The organism is Chryseobacterium sp. LAM-KRS1 (assembly GCF_013184525.1).
GTDB lineage: Bacteria > Bacteroidota > Bacteroidia > Flavobacteriales > Weeksellaceae > Chryseobacterium > Chryseobacterium proteolyticum.
Genome location: NZ_JAAOIZ010000004.1, coordinates 132,636 through 151,547 on the forward strand (window position 1 = coordinate 132,636; position 18,912 = coordinate 151,547).

Genomic DNA, 18,912 nt, shown 5'->3' on the forward strand with positions numbered 1-18,912 from the left:
AAATTTCATAAAAAAGGAAATTTTGACCATATTTTTTAATGAAAAACAAATGGCATAGGTATTGTGCATCTTACATTAACATAATATACTAGGTATTTTCTTAGCATATTATGCTTAATCACTTTAACGATTTAAAACGAGAATGACAATTTGTCATTTGATTTACTATGACAGAATTTGAAGATATTAGTTTGGAGGAAATGATTAGCGATGGATTTGATATTGTGGCGGAAGAGATAAATCTTTCCGACTTTTCGGAAACTGATAAAAATTCCGAACAAAAAATATTTCCTATTCTTCCTGTGAGGAACATGGTTATGTTTCCAAATGTAGTAATACCTATTACCGCGGGAAGAAAGGCATCTATACAGCTTCTTGAAGAGGCTCAGAAAAATGGAGATTTCATTGGGATTGTAAGTCAGAAAAACTCAGAACTAGAACAGCCTACTGAAAAAGACTTATATCAAACAGGAACTCTGGCGAAGATCATAAAGATCATCAAACTTCCTGAAGGAAATATTACTGCTATTACTAAAGGTTTTCACCGCTTTAAGGTCAAAAAATTTATTGAAACCCAACCTTATTTTAAGGCTGAAATTTCTAAATTAAAAGACACCAAAGCCAAAAACCAGGATGAATATGATGCTTTACTGGAAAATATTAAGGATTTAGCTTTAAAAATAATTGAGCTTGATCCAAATATTCCAAACGCAGCTAATTTTGCAATAAAAAACATCAACAATAACGATGATTTATTGAATTTTATTTGCACCAATGCCAGTTTCCCTTCTGTAGAAAAGCAAAAGCTTCTTGAAGAAAAAAGCCTGATGGCAAGAGCCAACAGCTGTTATGAAAAGATGCACGAGGACTACCGAAAACTGGAATTAAGAAACCAGATCCATCAGAAAACATCAAAAGATCTTGACAAGCAGCAGAGAGAATACTTCCTTAACCAACAGATCAGAACTATCCAGGAAGAACTTGGAGGTGGAGCAGAAGGAGATGTAGAAGATCTTATCAACAAGGCAAAGACTAAAAAATGGAGCAAGGAGGTTGAAGAACATTTTCAAAAAGAAATCAACAGACTACAAAGACAAAACCCTAATTCTCCGGACTATAATGTTCAGAGAAATTATCTAGATTTCTTCACGGATCTTCCATGGGAAACTTATACAAAAGATGTTTTCGACATTGTAAAAGCTGAAAAAGTTCTTGAAAAAGCACATTTCGGGCTGGAAGACATAAAGAAAAGAATCCTTGAACACATGGCTGTTTTAAAATTAAAAAACAACATGAAATCTCCGATTTTACTTCTTGTAGGTCCTCCCGGAGTAGGTAAAACTTCTTTAGGAAAATCTGTTGCAGATGCCCTGGGAAGAAAATATGTACGGTTATCTTTAGGTGGTCTTCATGATGAAAGTGAGATTCGCGGACACAGAAAAACCTACATAGGAGCAATGGCAGGAAGAATTCTTCAGTCCATAAAAAAATCAGGAACGTCTAATCCGGTTATTGTATTGGATGAAATTGATAAAGTAGGACAGGGAATCCATGGAGACCCAAGTTCTGCACTTTTAGAGGTTCTGGATCCTGAACAAAACAATGCATTCTATGATAATTTCCTGGAAATGGGTTATGATTTGTCTAAAGTAATGTTCATTGCTACTGCAAATTCTCTCTCTACCATACAAACCCCGCTTCTTGACAGAATGGAGATCATCCAGATTGCAGGGTATACCATGGAGGAAAAAACAGAAATTGCAAAAAGGCATCTTATCAAAAAACAACAGGAAGAAAACGGCTTGACCTCAAAATCTTTTAAGCTTGGAAATCCTGAACTTAAACATATTATAGAGGCTCACACTTCAGAAAGTGGAGTAAGGACATTAGAAAAAAGGATAGCTTCTATTGCAAGGTGGGTGGCATTACAAACCGCATTGCTTAAAGATTATGATCCTAAAATAACTGTTGAAAAAATAGATGAGATCCTTGGTGTTCCAAGACCTAAAAGCTTATCAGAGATCACAGGAGTTCCAGGAGTAGTTACAGGATTAGCCTGGACAAGTGTGGGAGGAGATATTTTATTTATCGAAAGTATTCTCAGCAATGGAAAGGGCACACTGACAATGACAGGGAACCTGGGAACGGTAATGAAAGAGTCTGCGACAATAGCATTGGAGTACATCAAAGCAAAACATAAAGAATTAGGAATTGATCAGGAAGATATCGAAAAGAAAAACATTCACGTTCACGTTCCTGAAGGCGCCACTCCAAAAGACGGGCCTTCCGCGGGAATTGCCATGCTAACCTCAATGGTTTCTTCTTTTAAAAACAAGAAAGTTAAACCTCACCTGGCCATGACGGGAGAAATTACCCTCAGAGGAAAAGTGCTTCCTGTAGGAGGTATCAAAGAAAAACTTCTCGCAGCTACAAGGGCAGGTATTAAAGATGTTATTCTTTGCGAAGCTAACAGAAAAGATGTGGAAGAAATCAAAAAAGATTATCTGAAAGACCTTAACGTTCATTACGTTAACAAAATGGAAGATGTTATTGATATTGCCATAGAAAAGTAATATTATCATATAATCATAAACAAAAAAAACACGTCTCAGTTTTGAGATGTGTTTTTTGTTTAAAAGTATACAGTAGTCCGGGCATACAGTTATAAGTCTTCCTAAAAGAATTACTCAGGATTCAGAAGTTAGATACCACATCTTTAATCAAATTAATTTATATTCTGAAAAGAATTCAAGTTAATTGAATAAAAAGCCTTTCAATTCAATGGGTTTTACTAATTTTATAAAACAGATTATGAGTTATGAATTTTTTTAAGCTTCCCTTCCTTTTAAAACTAACCCTTGTTATTATTTCAATTATAGGTATCGGATACCTTATAGAGTTAGGACAAAGCATCCTGGCCCCTTTCTTTCTTGCTTTTTTAATGGCAATGTTATTTTTGCCTTTTTCTACATTCTTAGAAAGAAAATTAAGATTTCCACGCTCTGTTTCCACAATGATATCTGTTCTTTGTATGTTGGTGATCTTAGCAGGATTAATATTTTTCTTTGGATCTCAACTTTCAAGTTTTACCAAGGACCTCCCACACCTAAGAATGCAATTCGACACCGTTTTCAACGGTCTTCAAAAATGGGTATATCATACATTCAATGTTAAGATTCATGAGCAACTTGACTACATTGATCAGGCTTTAAATAAACTGTTATCATCCTCAGGAGTTATTCTGGGATTTACTTTTGGAATCTTTTCTACAGGCCTAGGCTTCCTTGTTTTTTTTATATTGTTTTTCATCTTTATTTTAAATTACAGAAGAATCCTTAACAACTTTATTGTTAATGTCTTTAGTGAAAAACATAAAGCAAGTGTCCAGGAAGTAGTATCTGAAGTTCGCGTCATGACAAAAAAGTACATTATTGGCCTTTGCATACAGATTATTATTGTATCCAGCCTTACGTCAATTATCCTAGCAATTTTAGGAGTTAAATATGCTATTTTATTAGGTGTGTTAACAGGATTGCTCAACGTTATTCCTTATCTGGGAATTTGTATTTCCTTAGTCATTTCTTGTTTTATAGCTTTTGCAACGACTACTCCTTCTACCTGTATATATGTGATTATCGGTTACATAGGAGTACATGTGGTGGATGGGAATATTGTACTTCCTTTTGTGGTAGGTTCGAAAGTAAAGATCAACGCATTATTTTCTTTTATAGGCATTATTGTTGGGGAGCATCTGTGGGGAATATCAGGAATGTTCCTTTGTATTCCTGCAATTGCTATCATTAAAATCATCTTTGAGAGAGTGGATGGATTACAGCCATGGGGAAAATTACTGGGTGAAGATGAAAAGCCTAATAAAAAGAAAAAGAGTTATAAAATTTCGAAGAATATTACTTTAAAAGAAATGGACTGAATACCAATTCACCATTAAAGAATAATCAATATTTAATCTACAATCAAATTACTTTCATTAGATTTAAAGATATTTTTAATCAATTTCTTAGATTTTTATGTAAATTTGATGAAAATCCATCAATCATGAAAGTCATAAAATTCATTCTTTGCCTACTATTCGGACTTATGTTTCTGAATGCAGGGCTCGACAAATTTCTGCACTACAATCCTGCCCCCAAACTTACCGAAGCACAAATAAAGTTATATACTGCATTTGGTGAAATCGGCTGGCTGCTGCCTTTAGTGGGGGTAGTAGAAATTATTGGGGGATTACTTTTTATCTTTCCAAAAACAAGAGCTTTAGGAGCAATTGTAATTTTACCCGTCATGGTGGGTATTGTATTGCATAATACATACAGAGACCCATCTTCAACAGGGATTGCGATTTCCCTGGTGCTTTTCCTAATTAACATCTGGATAATCGCAGATAACAGCAAAAAATACAAAGCTTTAGTAAGCTAAAAAAGACTGCAATTGCAGTCTTTTTTTATACAAATGCACTAAAACCTGTTATAGACCTACCGACAATTAGTGAATTGATTTCTTTAGTGCCTTCATAAGAATATATCGCCTCGGCATCTGCCACAAATCTTGCAACATCATATTCTAACAGGATTCCATTTCCACCCATTACCTCACGGGCTCTGGATACAATATCCCTTGTACGTAGAGTACAAAAAACCTTTGCCAGTGAAGCATGTTCATCCTTTAAAATCCCTTCGTCCTGCATTTCAGAAAGCCTGAAAACCAACGTCTGCATCGCAGTAAGGTTAGACAACATCTCTACCAAATGCCCCTGAATCATCTGAAAAGAAGCAATGGGTCTTCCAAACTGTTCTCTTTTCCTGGTATAGTCTAATGCACTTTCATAAGCACCTCTTGCGCAACCTGTCGCCATCCAGGCCACTCCGGCCCTTGTCATTCTCAATACTTTTCCTGTATCTTTAAAAGAATTAGCATTTTGAAGTCTGTTTTCTTCAGTTACAAGACAATCTTTTAAAGTGATTAATCCGTTTTGTACGATACGAAGAGCCATTTTCCCCTTAATTTTTTCAACTGAGAACCCCGGATTATCTTTTTCTACAATAAATCCTTTCACTTCTCCGCTATCGACATCTCTTGCCCAGATAATAACCAAGTCAGCGAACGTAGCATTTCCAATCCATTTTTTCTCTCCGTTAAGAATCCATCCTTCAGACGTTTTCTTGCATGTAGCAGTTAATCCTCCTGCTGCGCCGGATCCTACTTCAGGTTCCGTTAATCCGAAAGCTCCTATTTTTTCAAACTTTTGCATCTGAGGAAGCCATTTTTGCTTTTGCTCTTCAGAACCACATATATAAATGGATCCCATTGCCAATCCTGACTGCACCCCAAAAAAAGTAGCTATTGAAGCATCAATTCTCGCCATCTCCATTGCAATAACTCCCTCCATTAGGAAAGGCATTCCGGGGCAACCATATCCTTCATAGGTGACCCCACAAATATTCAGTTTCTGGAATTTAGGTATCAGTTCAAAAGGAAATTCATCTCTTAACCAATAATGATTAACCAAAGGCTTAACTTCCTTTTCCATAAATGCCCTGACCTTTAGCTGTATTTCTCTTTGTTCAGCCGTAAGCGTATGATAAATATCGTAAAAGTCACCGTCAATGGGAGGTAGCTCTTTCTTCTTTTTATCGGAATCCAGCATTTTCATTAAACCTCCTAATTGTTTGTCATCTAATTTTGAGAAATTATGCATCAGCTTCGGAAGATCTACTTTTCTGGATATTGCGCTTAACTGATCAAAATCTATTGATCTGAATAATTCTATAGCATTTCTGATTTTGGAAAAAGTATTCGACATATTTACAGTTGTGATTTAATTTGTAAAAGATATACAAAAATCACTCCGAAATTTAATTCTTACAACCATCTTCATTTTACAAATACATGACTTACAATGAATTAAATGTCATTTTCTATTTACAAAGTTTTTACTTGTGATTTTCAAACTTTACAAACCATTCCATCTGAACTTTGGTATCAACAAAAATAAATATTATGAAAACTACTTACATTAAATTATCTATGGCTGCTGTTCTTTTATTAGGTATTTACTCGTGTAAAAAAGGAGAAGCGGTAGCAGCAGATTACGAAACGGCAAATGCTACAGACTCTGCTTCGTTCATGGTATCCGATAGTGTATCTTCTGCTGCAACAATGAAGATAAAAGACAAACAGTTCATTAAAACTGCAGATGTCAATATGGAGGTAAAAGACGTTTATGATGCAACCGTTTCAATTGAAAAATCAGTGCAGGATCTGGGAGGATTTGTTACACATAGTAACTTACGAAGCAATATAATTTCAGAGGACACTTATAATACTTCCAATGAAGACGCCATACTTGTAAAAAAATACCAGACTGAAAATGCTATGCAGGTACGTGTTCCTACGCCAAAATTAGGAGAATTCTTAACCTTGATTAACAACAAAAAGCTATTCCTAAACTTTCGATCAATCAATGCAGAAGATGTAACATCGAGCATAAAATACGCAGAACTAGAAGGAAGAAGGATCAAAAAAACAGGTGAAAATATCACTCAGCTGAAGAACAACAAGGATAAGGTAAAACTGGACGACGACAATATGTCGGAAGGCAATCTTCAGCAACTCGCTAATCTTGACATTACTGACAATCTAAAATATAGTACAATTGACATTTACATTAAAGAACCTAAGTACCGGATTGCGGAAATTGCCATAACGAATACTAAAAATATTGATAATAAATACAAATTCAATTTTATCTATGATGCTAAGAATGCCTTTGTAGAAGGGTTTTATCTTATTCAAAAAATTGCAGTAGGACTGATCACCATTTGGCCGGTTTTATTAATCGCAGCAGTGATCATCTATTGTATCAGAAGACGAAAACCTATTCAAAAGACGAACCCACCCATTTCATAATAACACAATGCTATCCTAACCTTTGGGTTATCACTATAATTTTAGATTTTAAAAACCTCCGATTTTATTCGGAGGTTTTTTCTATTTATATGATCTCGCTATTTTTTTATTATAATTTTTTTAGAAGAGACTCCATTCTTATTTTGCATTTTAACAAAGTAAGTCCCCTCCGTAAGTCCCGATAAGTCTATGGAAAACCGGTTCGTTAAAAAGTTATATTTTTTTAATTCTTGTCCACCCATATTATATACAGCTATAAAATACGGCTTTTTATCTGCATCTAATTCAAAATTAAAAATACCACTTGATGGGTTAGGGGAAATCGTTCCAAAATTTAAAATTTCATTGGTTGTAGTACCTAATGTAGCACTGTACTCACTTGCCCCTATATCGATAATTGTATTTGAAATTCTCCCAGCTCCATAAAAATCCAATTCGCCTGAAGTAATAGCAGTAGTTGGTTTTCCCTTATTTATACAAACACTTGCTGCATTTAATTTTACAATAGGTGTTGTACTTGAAATGGATACCAAACTTGGATTAGCATAAAGAGAATTGGCGTCCTGGCCAGTTGCAGATCTATACGCTGCAAATGTATCATAGGTTGTTCCTCTCCAATCTACTGCGATATCATTTTGATCATTATTTGGAGTATACCAACAATTATAATTAAAAGTATTGTTCGATTGTGGACTCTTGTTATCTATAAACATCAATAAATTTTCCGGGCCAGTGTAAAAAATATTGTTCTCAAAAGTACAATTAGAAGCTTTGCTCATCGAAATTTCTCCAGATCCTTTATTCGCAGTATCGTTTTGTAAAAATGTATTGTTTCGGATAACACTATTAATAACCTGACCTGTGGTATTATCATCAAACCCTCCTATAGAAAGCCCTGCTTCTTTATTTTTATATATTAAATTGTTTTTTACAGTAATTTGCTGAACAATCCCATCTCTTTCAGCTCCGACCTCAATTCCATATCCATTCTGATAACTTTTATTTCTTTCTATAGTAATATTCCTCGCGCCATCAACATAAATCCCAGCGGAAGTTGCATACTTTGCAACATTATTATAACACTCATTATTAATCACTACTCCATTTCTGGCTTCATCTAATGATGTATTTGATGCTGTACCCTCATGTCCTAGGATATCAATTCCTATATTTGTATTATCATATACCTTGCAATTTTTGACTATAAATCCATCTATATTTCCATTTACAGCCAATGCTTCACTATAACCCAAAATATTATTAAACACCTTGCATTCGTCTATCGTAAGATTGGTAATTCCGCCATTACGACCATACACAATAAAGCCCTGCGCATTATTATTAGGATTAACCGGTATATCTTTATTTGCATTCCAATTAATTTTTGTAACCGTTATGTTTTTGAACGTGAGATCTGTAGATGAACCGATTCCCGTTGTTTGAACAAGCACTCCCTGCGCATCATTTACTGTTTTGTTTTGGATGGTCAGGTTTTCAAATTTCAAAAAACTTTTATTCGTCACCGTCAACAGAGTACTTCCCGGGGTATTTGTTCCGTCAATGATTACATTATCATTGGCATAATTTTTAAAAGTAATATAGTTTCCACTAGTTCCACTTACGTTGATAACAACATTTTCGTAATAAGTACCTGCCTTAATATTCACAATACTGTTTGGGGTAGCCTTAGTGGCTGCTTTTTGTATTGTTTTCCATGGAGCGGTGCTGCTTCCGTTATTGTTATCGCTTCCGTTTGTTTTATCTACATAATAATTGGTCTGGCCGAATCCCAGGTTATACACCAGTAATAATACTGTGATTTTAATAATTTTTTTCATTTAACGATATATTTAAGTGATATGTATTCACGGTTTCACCTCTTTTAAAAGGCTTTGTGGTTAATGCGAGAGATGCATTATTCAGAATTACGTAACGGCGTATAAATATACAAAGGTTCCCGTAAAAAACTAATTATCAATTTATAATATATTGAAAATTAACAAATATTAATCTCACTTCCTGGCACAACAATCATGAAAAGGATACAACATCAGGATGATCACCATAATTTTACATTTTACCATGGCCAATTTTTCCCGGAGGTTTTATTTTTCCTTAAATTTGCATTTTAATCTCAAGATTCCATTAAAATTATTGATTCTCAACCTAGAATTTTAACTTTGAACATATGCTATCAAAAATAAATCCCATACACACCAACAGCTGGAAAGCCCTTGATGAACACTTTGCAGGAAATGATTTCGACTTAAGAACCCTTTTCGCATACAATGAAAATCGTTTTGAAGAGTTCTCAATAAAAAAAGAAAATTTTCTTTTTGATTACTCTAAAAACCTTATGGATTCAAGGACTAAAGAATTGTTGTTGAATTTAGCTGAAGAATGCCAGCTAAAAGACGCCATTTCTAAAATGTTTAGTGGTGACAAAATCAATGAAACAGAAGGGAGAGCAGTTCTTCATACAGCTTTAAGGGATTTTTCGGATAAGGAAATTTTGGTAGATGGAGAAAATGTAAAGCCTCACATCAGAAGAGTCCTTGACCATATGAAATCTTTTTCCGAGAAAATAATTTCCGGAGAGCATAAAGGATTCAGCGGAAAAGAAATCACGGATGTAGTTAATATCGGAATCGGAGGCTCTGACCTTGGTCCTGTGATGGTATGCTCTGCGCTAAAACACTTCAAAACAAGGCTGGACGTTCATTTCGTATCTAATGTGGACGGAAACCATATTGCAGAAGTCGTTAAAAATTTAAATCCTGAAACAACTCTGTTTATCGTTGCTTCCAAAACTTTTACAACCCAGGAAACAATGACTAATGCCAACTCTGCAAAAGATTGGTTTTTACAAGCTGGAAAGCAGGATGACGTTGCCAAACATTTCGTAGCTTTATCCACTAATATTGAAGCAGTTAAAAGCTTCGGAATCGCAGAAGATAATATCTTTGAATTCTGGGACTGGGTTGGCGGAAGATATTCTCTTTGGAGTGCTATCGGACTAAGTATTGTTCTGGCAGTAGGTTATGAAAACTTCGAAGAATTGTTAAAAGGAGCTTTTGATACTGATCAACATTTCCAGAACACAGACTTTTCAGAAAACATTCCGGTTTTAATGGGTCTCATTGGCATCTGGTACCGTAATTTTTATGCTGCAACTACTTATGCTATTTTGCCTTATTCCCAGTATCTTGACAGATTTGCTGCGTACTTACAACAGGGAGATATGGAAAGCAACGGAAAATGCGTAGACAGAAATGGTGAATTTGTGGAATATGAAACAGGTCCTATTATCTGGGGAGAGCCAGGAACAAATGGACAGCATGCATTCTATCAGCTGATCCACCAGGGTACGGAATTAATTCCTGCTGATTTTATAGCCTATGCAAAAAGTAGTAATAAGGTTTCTGATCACCAGGACAAACTACTGGCTAACTTTTTCGCTCAGACGGAAGCGCTTGCTTTTGGAAAAAATGAAGAAGAAGTAGAGGAAGAATTAAGAAATTCAGGAAAATCGGATGAGGAAATAGAAAGGCTGTTAAACTTCAAGGTCTTCCACGGAAACACACCAACTAACTCCATATTATTCAAAGAATTAACTCCTTTTTCATTAGGCCAGTTAATAGCAATGTATGAGCATAAAATCTTTGTTCAGGGAGTGATCTGGAATATCTTCAGTTTTGATCAATTCGGAGTAGAGCTTGGAAAGGTATTAGCCAACAAAATTCTACCTGAACTGGAGAATGATGCAACTATTGGGTCACACGATAGTTCGACTAACGGGCTGATCAATTATTATAAGGACAATAAATAAAGAAAGTAATATCTAATAAAAAAGTAAAATGGCAGAAATTCTTGACGGACTAAAAGTATCCAAAGAAATAAAAGCAGAAATCAAGACAGAAGTTGAAAAGATTCTTGAAAGCAAAAGAAGAGCACCTCATTTGGTGGCCATCCTTGTTGGAAACAACGGAGCAAGCAAGGCTTATGTAAATGCTAAAGTAAAGGATTGCGAGGAAGTAGGTTTTCAATCCAGCCTTATTAAATTCCCGAGTACGGTTTCCGAATCTGAATTACTGGAAAAAATCGATGAGCTGAATAAATCTAAAGCTGTGGATGGATTCATCGTTCAGTTACCTTTACCGGATCAGATTGATCAGGAGAAAATCATTAATGCTATTGATCCAAGAAAAGATGTTGATGGATTCCATCCTGAAAATTTCGGGAAAATGGCATTGGAAATGGATACCTTCTTACCTGCTACCCCTTTTGGAATTTTAACATTATTAGAAAGATATAATATTGAAACTAAAGGTAAAGACTGTGTAATTATCGGAAGAAGTAAAATCGTAGGGAGACCCATGAGTATTTTGATGGGAAGAAAAGACTTCCCTGGAAATTCTACTGTTACCCTTACACACTCTTATACTAAGGACATTGAAGAATATACTAAAAAAGCGGACATTGTCATTACGGCTTTGGGAGATCCTCATTTCTTAAAGGGAGAAATGATTAAAGACGGTGCTGTAATTGTAGATGTAGGAATTACCAGAGTGGATGATGACTCTCCAAAAGGATATTATCTGGCAGGTGATGTAGATTTTGATAGCTGTGCTGCAAAAGCGAGCTGGATTACACCTGTTCCCGGAGGAGTTGGTCCCATGACAAGAGCTATGTTGATGAAAAACACCATCATTGCTTATAAAACTTCAGTCTATAACGACTAATTTAAAAATGAATAAAGAAGAAGATATTTTATTAAATGAAGGTAAAATGCTCCCTGTGATGGAGCATTTTTACACTTTACAAGGTGAAGGAGCACACACAGGAAAAGCCGCTTATTTTATACGATTGGGTGGCTGCGATGTAGGTTGCCATTGGTGTGATGTAAAGGAAAGCTGGAATCCTGATCTTCACCCATTGATGAATGCGGAAGAAATTGCAGAAACAGCAGCAAAACATTGTAAAACCATAGTTTTAACCGGTGGTGAACCTTTGATGTGGAATCTGGATATTTTAACCTCCAAGCTAAAGGGCTTGGGATGTACCATACACATTGAAACTTCGGGGGCTTATCCTGTAAGCGGACAACTGGACTGGATCACCCTTTCTCCAAAGAAAACAGGTCTTCCAAAAGAAGATGTATATGAGAAAGCCAGTGAACTGAAGGTAATTATTTTCAATAATCACGATTTTGCATTTGCACAGGAGCAAGCTGCTAAGGTTTCAAAAGATTGTAAGCTGTATCTTCAAAGTGAATGGAGTAAACGTGATGAAATGTACCCGAAAATTACTGATTTTATTTTAGCAAATCCGGAATGGCAGGCCTCAGTTCAGACGCATAAATATCTTAATATCCCGTAAAAATTACATATCTTAGCTCCTGACATCCCTTATATAGCGATAGATGCAGAGAATTCGATACTCTAGATATTTAAAATCGATTATCCTTTTGCTTGACCTTTTGGTTATTGCATCTGTTTTTATTTTCTTTTTTTTAAGCAGAAACCGGGATCTTATACACGACAAGGATATTTGGTACGAAAATTCGTTCCCCTTGCTTTTGTTGATCTCTTTTTGGATTCTGCTGAGTGGAAGAACCAAAATTTACAATATAAGAAGAAACCTTACCTACACAACTTTTATAGAACGTATCGTTACTCATTTTATATTGTTTGTAATTGGTCTTGTATTAATAAGAAAGGTAAGTAATAATAAATTTTTCAGCTCAGAGCTTTCTTGGTTGTCGCTGTACCTGTTTTCTTTTATATTGATTACAAAATCCATTATTTATTTTGGAATAAAATATCTGAGATCTATAGGAATTAACAACAGGAATGTGATGTTTCTAAGTGAGAACAGCTCTACGAATGTTTTGAAAAACATATTGAATGAAAGGAAAGATTTCGGATACAGAATTTTTGAATACCCTACTGAAATAATTCAGACCCAAGAGCTTCAGTCCTTCTGGAAGAGCAATGGAATACATACATTATTTCTGCCACTGGAAAATACATTTACCTCTCAGATGGAGGATGAAATTTTCAGATTAGCTGAAGCAAGCAAGGTGCATATTTCGCTGATCCCTAATATATCTCAGACTGATCTTTTTGCTTACGACCTGGGATATGTAGAGACTCAGCCGGTTCTCAATCAGGCAAAGTATCCTTTGGATTATTATTCCAATTACCTTTTAAAAAGATTGTTTGATATCGTTTTTTCACTTGTGGTTATGATAGTTATCTGCTTGTGGCTATTTCCGATAATTGCAATTTTTATCAAGCTGACGTCAAAAGGGCCTGTTTTTTTCATACAGAAAAGATATGGTTTTCATGAAGAAGTATTTAGCTGTATAAAATTCAGAACAATGGTGGTGAATGATGAGTCAACAACGAGAACAACATCGGAAAATGACGCAAGGATCACAGGGATTGGTAAGTTTCTCAGAAAAACAAGCTTGGATGAGATGCCACAGTTTATTAATGTATTAAGGGGAGAGATGTCAATTGTAGGACCTCGTCCTCATATGCTGGCAGTAGATAATTATTATAAACCCAAAATAGGAAGATATAGTCTTAGAAGTACTGTAAATCCAGGGATTACAGGTCTTGCACAGGTAAACGGGCTCAGGGGTGATTCCGGGGATGTGGAGGTTGAAATGAAAAAGCGGATACTGGCTGATGCCTTCTATGTAAGAAACTGGAGCTTCATCCTGGATCTTATCATCATTTTGAAAACTATTTTACTGGTTTTAGGTGGAGATAAAAACGCAAAATAAAGAATGCTTAATAAAAAAAGTCTAATTTAGCAGAATGTTAAAAAAGTTTTTCACAGCCGTAGGGGAATACATTATTCTTCTTGGTAAATCTATGCAAAAACCTCAGAAAATGAGGGTTTTCTGGAAGCTGTTCATGAGAGAAATCAATGATTTAGGAGTCAACTCATTCGGGTTGGTTATCTTTACATCTATATTCGTGGGAGCGGTAGTTGCCATCCAAATGTTCAACAACTTTGATGCTTCTTCATTTCCCATTCCTACTTCGTTCGTGGGATACGCTACAAAAGCAGTACTTGTACTGGAATTTTCACCCACCATTATCAGTTTGATTCTGGCGGGAAAAGTAGGCTCATATATTGCATCCAGTATAGGTACAATGAGGGTTTCAGAACAAATCGATGCATTGGATATCATGGGAGTTAACTCACCCAATTTTCTGATACTCCCTAAAATAATTGCGTGTATCATTTTTAACCCGCTTCTTATTGCAATCAGTATTGTGTTTGGTATAGGCGGTGGATATATTGCCGGAATTTTAACAGGAAACTGGACGGAATCCGATTATATTACGGGGATACAGATGTATATGCCTAATTTATTCGTTTACTATGCATTTATAAAAACGATCGTTTTCGCTTTTGTTATTGCAACAGTTCCTTCGTACTTCGGTTACTTCGTAAAAGGTGGTTCACTGGAAGTAGGTAGAGCGAGTACACAAGCCGTGGTTTGGACAATGGTATTTATTATCATTTCCGAATTAATATTAACCCAATTAATATTAAGCTAATGATTGAGGTAAAAAATCTTAAAAAAAGTTTTGATGATGTTGAAGTACTTAAAGGAATTTCAACTTCTTTTGATAAAGGGAAGGTAAATCTGATTATCGGGCAAAGTGGATCGGGAAAAACAGTATTTCTTAAGAGTTTATTAAATGTATATCAGCCTTCCTCAGGTGAAATTCTTTTTGATGGTAAAGACATCAATACAATGACCCGTGAAGAAAAGCAGCACCTGCGATCGGAAATCGGAACGGTATTCCAGGGAAGCGCTTTGTTTGACTCTCTTACAGTGGAGGAAAACATTATGTTTCCTCTTGATATGTTTACCAATTTAAGTTTCAGGGAAAAGAAAAAAAGAGTTTTTGAAGTTATTGGAAGAGTACATCTCGATAAAGCCAACAAAAAATTTCCATCCGAAATTTCCGGAGGAATGCAAAAACGGGTGGCCATTGCAAGAGCCATTGTGAACAATCCTAAATACTTGTTTTGTGATGAGCCAAATTCAGGACTGGATCCCTATACATCCAATGTAATAGATGATCTACTTCTCGAAATAACAAAAGAATATAACACAACAACGATCATTAATACACACGATATGAACTCCGTAATGACGATAGGTGAAAAGATTGTCTATCTGAGATTAGGAATCAAAGAGTGGGAAGGAAATAAAGACATTCTGATTACAGCAGGCAATAAAAATCTTATTGACTTCGTTTATTCTTCAGAGCTATTTAAAGAATTGAGAGTGTATTTACTTGAAAATAATAAAACTATTGATAATACGATCACAAAACTAGACGAAAATGAAACAAATATTTAGTATAGCGCTATTAAGCCTTTCGATGTTTGCTTCTGCACAGATTTCTCTTGCAGGTAAGGCAAACTTAATTTTTCCAACAGGATCTCCATCGTGGAAAAATATCTCCAATACGGCAAGTGCGGCAATAGACAATAAGGGAAAGAATAATGTAGGATTTAATATTGGACTTTCATTAAAAGCTAACCTTCCGATGGCATTTTTCCTGATGCCGGAATTGTATTACACCACCTTTAAAAATGAATTCACGGATCCTGTTTCCAATACTACATTCGATGTTAAAAACAACCGTATCGATTTACCGGTACTTGTAGGTCATAAAGTATTAGGGGATATGCTGGGTGTATTCATTGGACCTGTTGCCAGCTATAACCTGGCTAAGGAGGATACATTTAATGATTTTAAAGAAAATGCAAGAGATAATTTTACTGTAGGATACCAGTTCGGAGCTCAGCTTGAAATTAAAAAACTTCTTATCAACGCAAGATATGAAGGTGCATTTAGTAAAGATCAAAGAAATTTTGTAAACAGAGTATCTGGTGAAGAAATCAGATATGATAATCGCCCTAATCTCTTTATGGTAGGTTTGGGTTATAAATTTTAACCGAAAGAAAATAACAACTATTAAAAAATCCTCAGGTATTATACCTGAGGATTTTTATTTTGGTTCTCTAATTCTGTTTGTCGTTTTGCAATTTCCACAGCGTGTTTTTCCAACTCTTCTTTCTCTTTCTGCAGCTGCTTAAATTCCCTTCTTCTTTGCTCTTCTTTAATAGCAGATCCTTTACTCAGATAGCCTACCATTCCACCTATGATAAGCCCGATCCCGATTCCCCCCATAATTCCCATAATATGAGAAAGCTTGATCTGTTCAACAGCAAAGTCTGTTGTTAAATAAAAAAGTAAAGCTGATACTGCTAAAAGTATAAGGCCTGTAATTGATATACTTTTCATAATGTTGTGTTTTTGGTGATTTAGTCTTTACTAATGTAGTGAAATTTTAGCAAAGCTGAATTTGATTAAATTTTCCCACCTGCATTTTTATAATATTCCAATGCTTTTGGTAAATCTTTTTGAATATCTGATATTCTCGTTCCCGGACTTGGGTGAGTAGAAAGAAACTCAGGCTGTCTGCTTCCAGAAGATGCAGCTTCCATTCTGTTCCAGAAAGGAATTGCCTCCCTTGGATCATATCCGGCCATAGACATCAGATACAATCCCATCTGATCAGCTTCCGACTCCTGATTTCTTCCATATTTTAACAAAGCTACCTGCGAACCAATCGGATATACTTTCTGAAAAATATTAGCCCATTGGGAATTAGAAATAGTTCCGCCTAATATAGTCCCGCCGTATTGCGCTACCATTGCCTGGGAAATTCTTTCATTTCCATGTCCTGCCAAAGCATGAGAAACCTCATGGCCTAAAACTACTGCCAGTCCGTTATCATTTTTAGTTACCGGTAATATTCCTGTATATACAGCTACCTTTCCACCAGGCATACACCAGGCGTTTAATTCATTACTCTGAAGAAGGTTAAACTCCCAGCTATAATTTGCCAGATCTGCAGATCTTCCAATACTTTGATAGTATCTTTCAGCAGCTCCTTTTATTCTTGTTCCTACATTTACCACTCTTTTAGCATCTGCCGTCCCTGATATAATCTTTGATTTGGACAATGTTGTTCTATACTCCTGAGATGACATCGTTAATATTTCAGAATTATTTGCCAACTGCAACGAAGATCTACCCGTAATAGGGTTCGTGGTACAAGCTACAACTGATAAAGCAATTGCTCCTATTCCTAATAGATAAGTTAATTTCATAGTTTAAGTGTTAATAATTCAACTTTAACAATTATTATTCCAAAAAGTTTTACAACCTATATATTTGCATACATTTTGCTATTTAAATTTAATAATTATTAAGGTCATGAAAAAATATATTTCACTTATATATATTTTGGGATTTATCTTCTTTTTTCAAAGTTGTTCTTCACAAAATACCGGCGATTCTAAAACTACGGATTTGCTGATTAATTCGCAGGAATTTACGTTCCACGCAGAACGCGCAAACCCTACCAACTATGATGTCATCAACATTATGAATTCTATGCCCAACTCAACATCGACAAGAATTCTTCAGCTTAACGGCAACTACACGGTAGAACTGAGAAAAAACAAGTTAGAAGTTACCCTTCCTTATTTCGGAAGACTATTTAATCCTACTTATGGTAATACCAGCGGCAACAGCTACAGGTTCACTTCGAAAGATTATACGGTCAATAAATCACAGAATAAAAAAGGAAACTGGATTGTAAGAGTTAAGCCTAATGATGTAAACAATGTAGACGAGATCATTATTGAGGTTTATAAAAACGGAAAAGCATTTACTTCTGTACGAAGTAATGACAGGCAGCCTATATCATATGATGGATTTGTTTCTAAGAACGAGCCTGAATCTGCTCCTTAATTTTCACGAGTCCCGTTAGATAAAAATCTTTCTACAAACAATTTAGCTTCAGTACTTGGGTTGGAAACCATTGCTGAAGCATTTTTTTTATGATACAAATAAGCTTCTTCTACGGAATCACTCTTCTTCATCATGGATAAAATATATTCCTGAACCCAATATTCAAACCGCTTTTCTGCCTGTTGAATTCTGATTTCATCAAATGTTCCGGCCTTCTTTTTAAGATCAATAAATTCAGCTATTGTACCGTAGATTTCATCCAGGCCTGCATTATGAAGTGCAGAACCCAATAAAATAGGAACTTTCCAGCCTTTTTCTTTTGGGGGAATAAAATCAAGCGCCCTTTTTAATTCAAGTTTGGTGGTTTTTGCTTTTTGTAAATTACTTTCGTCAACTTTGTTAATAAAAATAATATCTACCATCTCCATGATCCCTCTTTTGATCCCCTGAAGCTCATCTCCTCCTCCAATAATCTTAAGAAACAGGAATACGTCTGTAATATCGGCAACCAGAACTTCAGATTGTCCTACCCCTACAGTTTCAATAAGGATATAATCATATCCTGCAGCTTCACAGATCATCATGGTTTCAAAGGTTGTATTGGCAACACCTCCTAAAAATCCGGAACTCGGGGAAGGCCTGATAAAAGCGTTTTCTTCTTTTGCCAGCTCTTCCATCCTTGTTTTATCTCCAAGAATGCTTCCTTTGTTAATTGCCGAGCTCGGATCAATAGCAAGAACTGCCACTTTTTTATCATGAGCAATAGCCAGTCGTCCAAAATTTTCAATGAAAGTAGATTTTCCTGCCCCCGGAACTCCAGTAATTCCGATCCGTATGGAATTTCCCGTAAATGGCATAATTGCCTTCAGTAATTCGTCTGCCTGGAGGCGATGTTCGGCTTTTTTGCTTTCAACTAAAGTAATAGCTTTTGCGATCAGACGTTTATTTCCTGATCGTATTCCTTCTACCAAGTCTTCTGTTGAAAATTTCATTAGGTCAAAAATATAAAAATAAGCATCAAACTACCTCATAAAGCTCTTTTAATTTTATTTCTTCTAAATTAAAACTACACCTGATTTTATCAATAGCATAAGGAATTTGCTACATTTGTTATCAATCAAATA

The 18,912-nt window shown here is 35.5% G+C and carries 17 protein-coding genes; 12 read left to right on the forward strand and 5 right to left on the reverse strand.

Annotated features, from left to right (window positions below):
• Positions 1-167: 167 nt before the first annotated feature.
• The 3 genes from lon (at position 168) to G9C87_RS11645 (ending at position 4,434) form a co-directional block, all read left to right on the forward strand.
• Complete coding sequence (lon, locus tag G9C87_RS11635) at positions 168-2,573, forward strand: endopeptidase La (protein WP_172281276.1); 2,406 nt, start codon at positions 168-170, stop codon at positions 2,571-2,573.
• Between the two features lie 245 nt (positions 2,574-2,818).
• Positions 2,819-3,931, forward strand: coding sequence for an AI-2E family transporter (locus tag G9C87_RS11640; protein ID WP_172281278.1), 1,113 nt, complete (start codon positions 2,819-2,821; stop codon positions 3,929-3,931).
• Positions 3,932-4,056: 125 nt separating this feature from the next.
• A complete protein-coding gene (locus tag G9C87_RS11645; protein ID WP_172281280.1) occupies positions 4,057-4,434 on the forward strand; it encodes a DoxX family protein in 378 nt (125 codons plus the stop codon).
• Between the two features lie 25 nt (positions 4,435-4,459).
• On the opposite strand, the gene G9C87_RS11650 is transcribed toward G9C87_RS11645, so the two are convergent.
• Positions 4,460-5,818 carry an acyl-CoA dehydrogenase family protein gene (locus G9C87_RS11650; protein WP_172281282.1) on the reverse strand — a complete coding sequence of 453 codons (1,359 nt, stop codon included), beginning with the start codon at positions 5,816-5,818 and terminating at the stop codon, positions 4,460-4,462.
• A gap of 197 nt (positions 5,819-6,015) precedes the next feature.
• Between G9C87_RS11650 and G9C87_RS11655 the strand changes: the two genes are divergently transcribed.
• Positions 6,016-6,924, forward strand: a complete 909-nt coding sequence (locus tag G9C87_RS11655) for a DUF4349 domain-containing protein (protein WP_172281284.1) — start codon at positions 6,016-6,018, stop codon at positions 6,922-6,924.
• 98 nt (positions 6,925-7,022) lie between these two features.
• Here G9C87_RS11655 and G9C87_RS11660 read toward each other — a convergent pair whose 3' ends face one another.
• Positions 7,023-8,762, reverse strand: coding sequence for a T9SS type A sorting domain-containing protein (locus G9C87_RS11660; RefSeq protein WP_172281286.1), 1,740 nt, complete (start codon positions 8,760-8,762; stop codon positions 7,023-7,025).
• A gap of 350 nt (positions 8,763-9,112) precedes the next feature.
• Between G9C87_RS11660 and pgi the strand changes: the two genes are divergently transcribed.
• From pgi to G9C87_RS11695, 7 genes are read left to right on the forward strand one after another with little or no spacing between them, the layout of a single operon-like run.
• Complete coding sequence (pgi, locus tag G9C87_RS11665; protein ID WP_172281288.1) at positions 9,113-10,753, forward strand: glucose-6-phosphate isomerase; 1,641 nt, start codon at positions 9,113-9,115, stop codon at positions 10,751-10,753.
• A gap of 28 nt (positions 10,754-10,781) precedes the next feature.
• A complete protein-coding gene (locus tag G9C87_RS11670; RefSeq protein WP_172281290.1) occupies positions 10,782-11,666 on the forward strand; it encodes a bifunctional 5,10-methylenetetrahydrofolate dehydrogenase/5,10-methenyltetrahydrofolate cyclohydrolase in 885 nt (294 codons plus the stop codon).
• 7 nt (positions 11,667-11,673) lie between these two features.
• Positions 11,674-12,303, forward strand: coding sequence for a 7-carboxy-7-deazaguanine synthase QueE (locus G9C87_RS11675; RefSeq protein ID WP_172281292.1), 630 nt, complete (start codon positions 11,674-11,676; stop codon positions 12,301-12,303).
• A gap of 43 nt (positions 12,304-12,346) precedes the next feature.
• The gene (locus G9C87_RS11680; protein ID WP_172281302.1) at positions 12,347-13,717 is read left to right on the forward strand and encodes an exopolysaccharide biosynthesis polyprenyl glycosylphosphotransferase; all 1,371 of its coding nucleotides are present in this window, start codon (positions 12,347-12,349) and stop codon (positions 13,715-13,717) included.
• Between the two features lie 34 nt (positions 13,718-13,751).
• On the forward strand, positions 13,752-14,504 hold the full coding sequence (locus G9C87_RS11685) for an MlaE family ABC transporter permease (protein ID WP_172281304.1): 753 nt from the start codon (positions 13,752-13,754) through the stop codon (positions 14,502-14,504).
• Positions 14,504-15,319, forward strand: a complete 816-nt coding sequence (locus tag G9C87_RS11690) for an ABC transporter ATP-binding protein (protein ID WP_172281305.1) — start codon at positions 14,504-14,506, stop codon at positions 15,317-15,319. The genes G9C87_RS11685 and G9C87_RS11690 overlap by 1 nt, the downstream gene beginning before the upstream one ends.
• Positions 15,303-15,920, forward strand: a complete 618-nt coding sequence (locus G9C87_RS11695) for an outer membrane beta-barrel protein (RefSeq protein ID WP_172281307.1) — start codon at positions 15,303-15,305, stop codon at positions 15,918-15,920. The genes G9C87_RS11690 and G9C87_RS11695 overlap by 17 nt, the downstream gene beginning before the upstream one ends.
• 38 nt (positions 15,921-15,958) lie before the next feature.
• On the opposite strand, the gene G9C87_RS11700 is transcribed toward G9C87_RS11695, so the two are convergent.
• Positions 15,959-16,270: a hypothetical protein gene (locus G9C87_RS11700; protein ID WP_172281309.1), complete on the reverse strand. Its 312-nt coding sequence runs from the start codon at positions 16,268-16,270 to the stop codon at positions 15,959-15,961.
• 65 nt (positions 16,271-16,335) lie between these two features.
• Positions 16,336-17,142, reverse strand: a complete 807-nt coding sequence (locus G9C87_RS11705; protein ID WP_172281311.1) for a M48 family metallopeptidase — start codon at positions 17,140-17,142, stop codon at positions 16,336-16,338.
• A gap of 106 nt (positions 17,143-17,248) precedes the next feature.
• On the opposite strand from G9C87_RS11705, the gene G9C87_RS11710 reads away from it, so the two are divergent.
• Complete coding sequence (locus G9C87_RS11710; protein WP_172281313.1) at positions 17,249-17,788, forward strand: DUF4251 domain-containing protein; 540 nt, start codon at positions 17,249-17,251, stop codon at positions 17,786-17,788.
• On the opposite strand, the gene meaB is transcribed toward G9C87_RS11710, so the two are convergent.
• Positions 17,785-18,780, reverse strand: coding sequence for a methylmalonyl Co-A mutase-associated GTPase MeaB (meaB, locus tag G9C87_RS11715; RefSeq protein ID WP_172281315.1), 996 nt, complete (start codon positions 18,778-18,780; stop codon positions 17,785-17,787). The two genes, G9C87_RS11710 and meaB, sit on opposite strands and share 4 nt — an antisense overlap.
• Positions 18,781-18,912 lie beyond the last annotated feature (132 nt).

Bases quoted from the DNA above. Each gene is read 5' to 3' on its own strand.
- G9C87_RS11685 (WP_172281304.1), top strand. From the start codon at position 13,752: ATGTTAAAAAAGTTTTTCACAGCCGTAGGGGAATACATTATTCTTCTT.
- G9C87_RS11680 (WP_172281302.1), top strand. From the start codon at position 12,347: ATGCAGAGAATTCGATACTCTAGATATTTAAAATCGATTATCCTTTTG.
- G9C87_RS11690 (WP_172281305.1), top strand. From the start codon at position 14,504: ATGATTGAGGTAAAAAATCTTAAAAAAAGTTTTGATGATGTTGAAGTA.
- G9C87_RS11705 (WP_172281311.1), bottom strand. From the start codon at position 17,142: ATGAAATTAACTTATCTATTAGGAATAGGAGCAATTGCTTTATCAGTT.
- lon (WP_172281276.1), top strand. From the start codon at position 168: ATGACAGAATTTGAAGATATTAGTTTGGAGGAAATGATTAGCGATGGA.
- G9C87_RS11660 (WP_172281286.1), bottom strand. From the start codon at position 8,762: ATGAAAAAAATTATTAAAATCACAGTATTATTACTGGTGTATAACCTG.
- G9C87_RS11650 (WP_172281282.1), bottom strand. From the start codon at position 5,818: ATGTCGAATACTTTTTCCAAAATCAGAAATGCTATAGAATTATTCAGA.
- G9C87_RS11640 (WP_172281278.1), top strand. From the start codon at position 2,819: ATGAATTTTTTTAAGCTTCCCTTCCTTTTAAAACTAACCCTTGTTATT.
- G9C87_RS11655 (WP_172281284.1), top strand. From the start codon at position 6,016: ATGAAAACTACTTACATTAAATTATCTATGGCTGCTGTTCTTTTATTA.
- G9C87_RS11645 (WP_172281280.1), top strand. From the start codon at position 4,057: ATGAAAGTCATAAAATTCATTCTTTGCCTACTATTCGGACTTATGTTT.
- G9C87_RS11700 (WP_172281309.1), bottom strand. From the start codon at position 16,270: ATGAAAAGTATATCAATTACAGGCCTTATACTTTTAGCAGTATCAGCT.
- G9C87_RS11675 (WP_172281292.1), top strand. From the start codon at position 11,674: ATGAATAAAGAAGAAGATATTTTATTAAATGAAGGTAAAATGCTCCCT.
- G9C87_RS11670 (WP_172281290.1), top strand. From the start codon at position 10,782: ATGGCAGAAATTCTTGACGGACTAAAAGTATCCAAAGAAATAAAAGCA.
- G9C87_RS11695 (WP_172281307.1), top strand. From the start codon at position 15,303: ATGAAACAAATATTTAGTATAGCGCTATTAAGCCTTTCGATGTTTGCT.
- pgi (WP_172281288.1), top strand. From the start codon at position 9,113: ATGCTATCAAAAATAAATCCCATACACACCAACAGCTGGAAAGCCCTT.
- G9C87_RS11710 (WP_172281313.1), top strand. From the start codon at position 17,249: ATGAAAAAATATATTTCACTTATATATATTTTGGGATTTATCTTCTTT.
- meaB (WP_172281315.1), bottom strand. From the start codon at position 18,780: ATGAAATTTTCAACAGAAGACTTGGTAGAAGGAATACGATCAGGAAAT.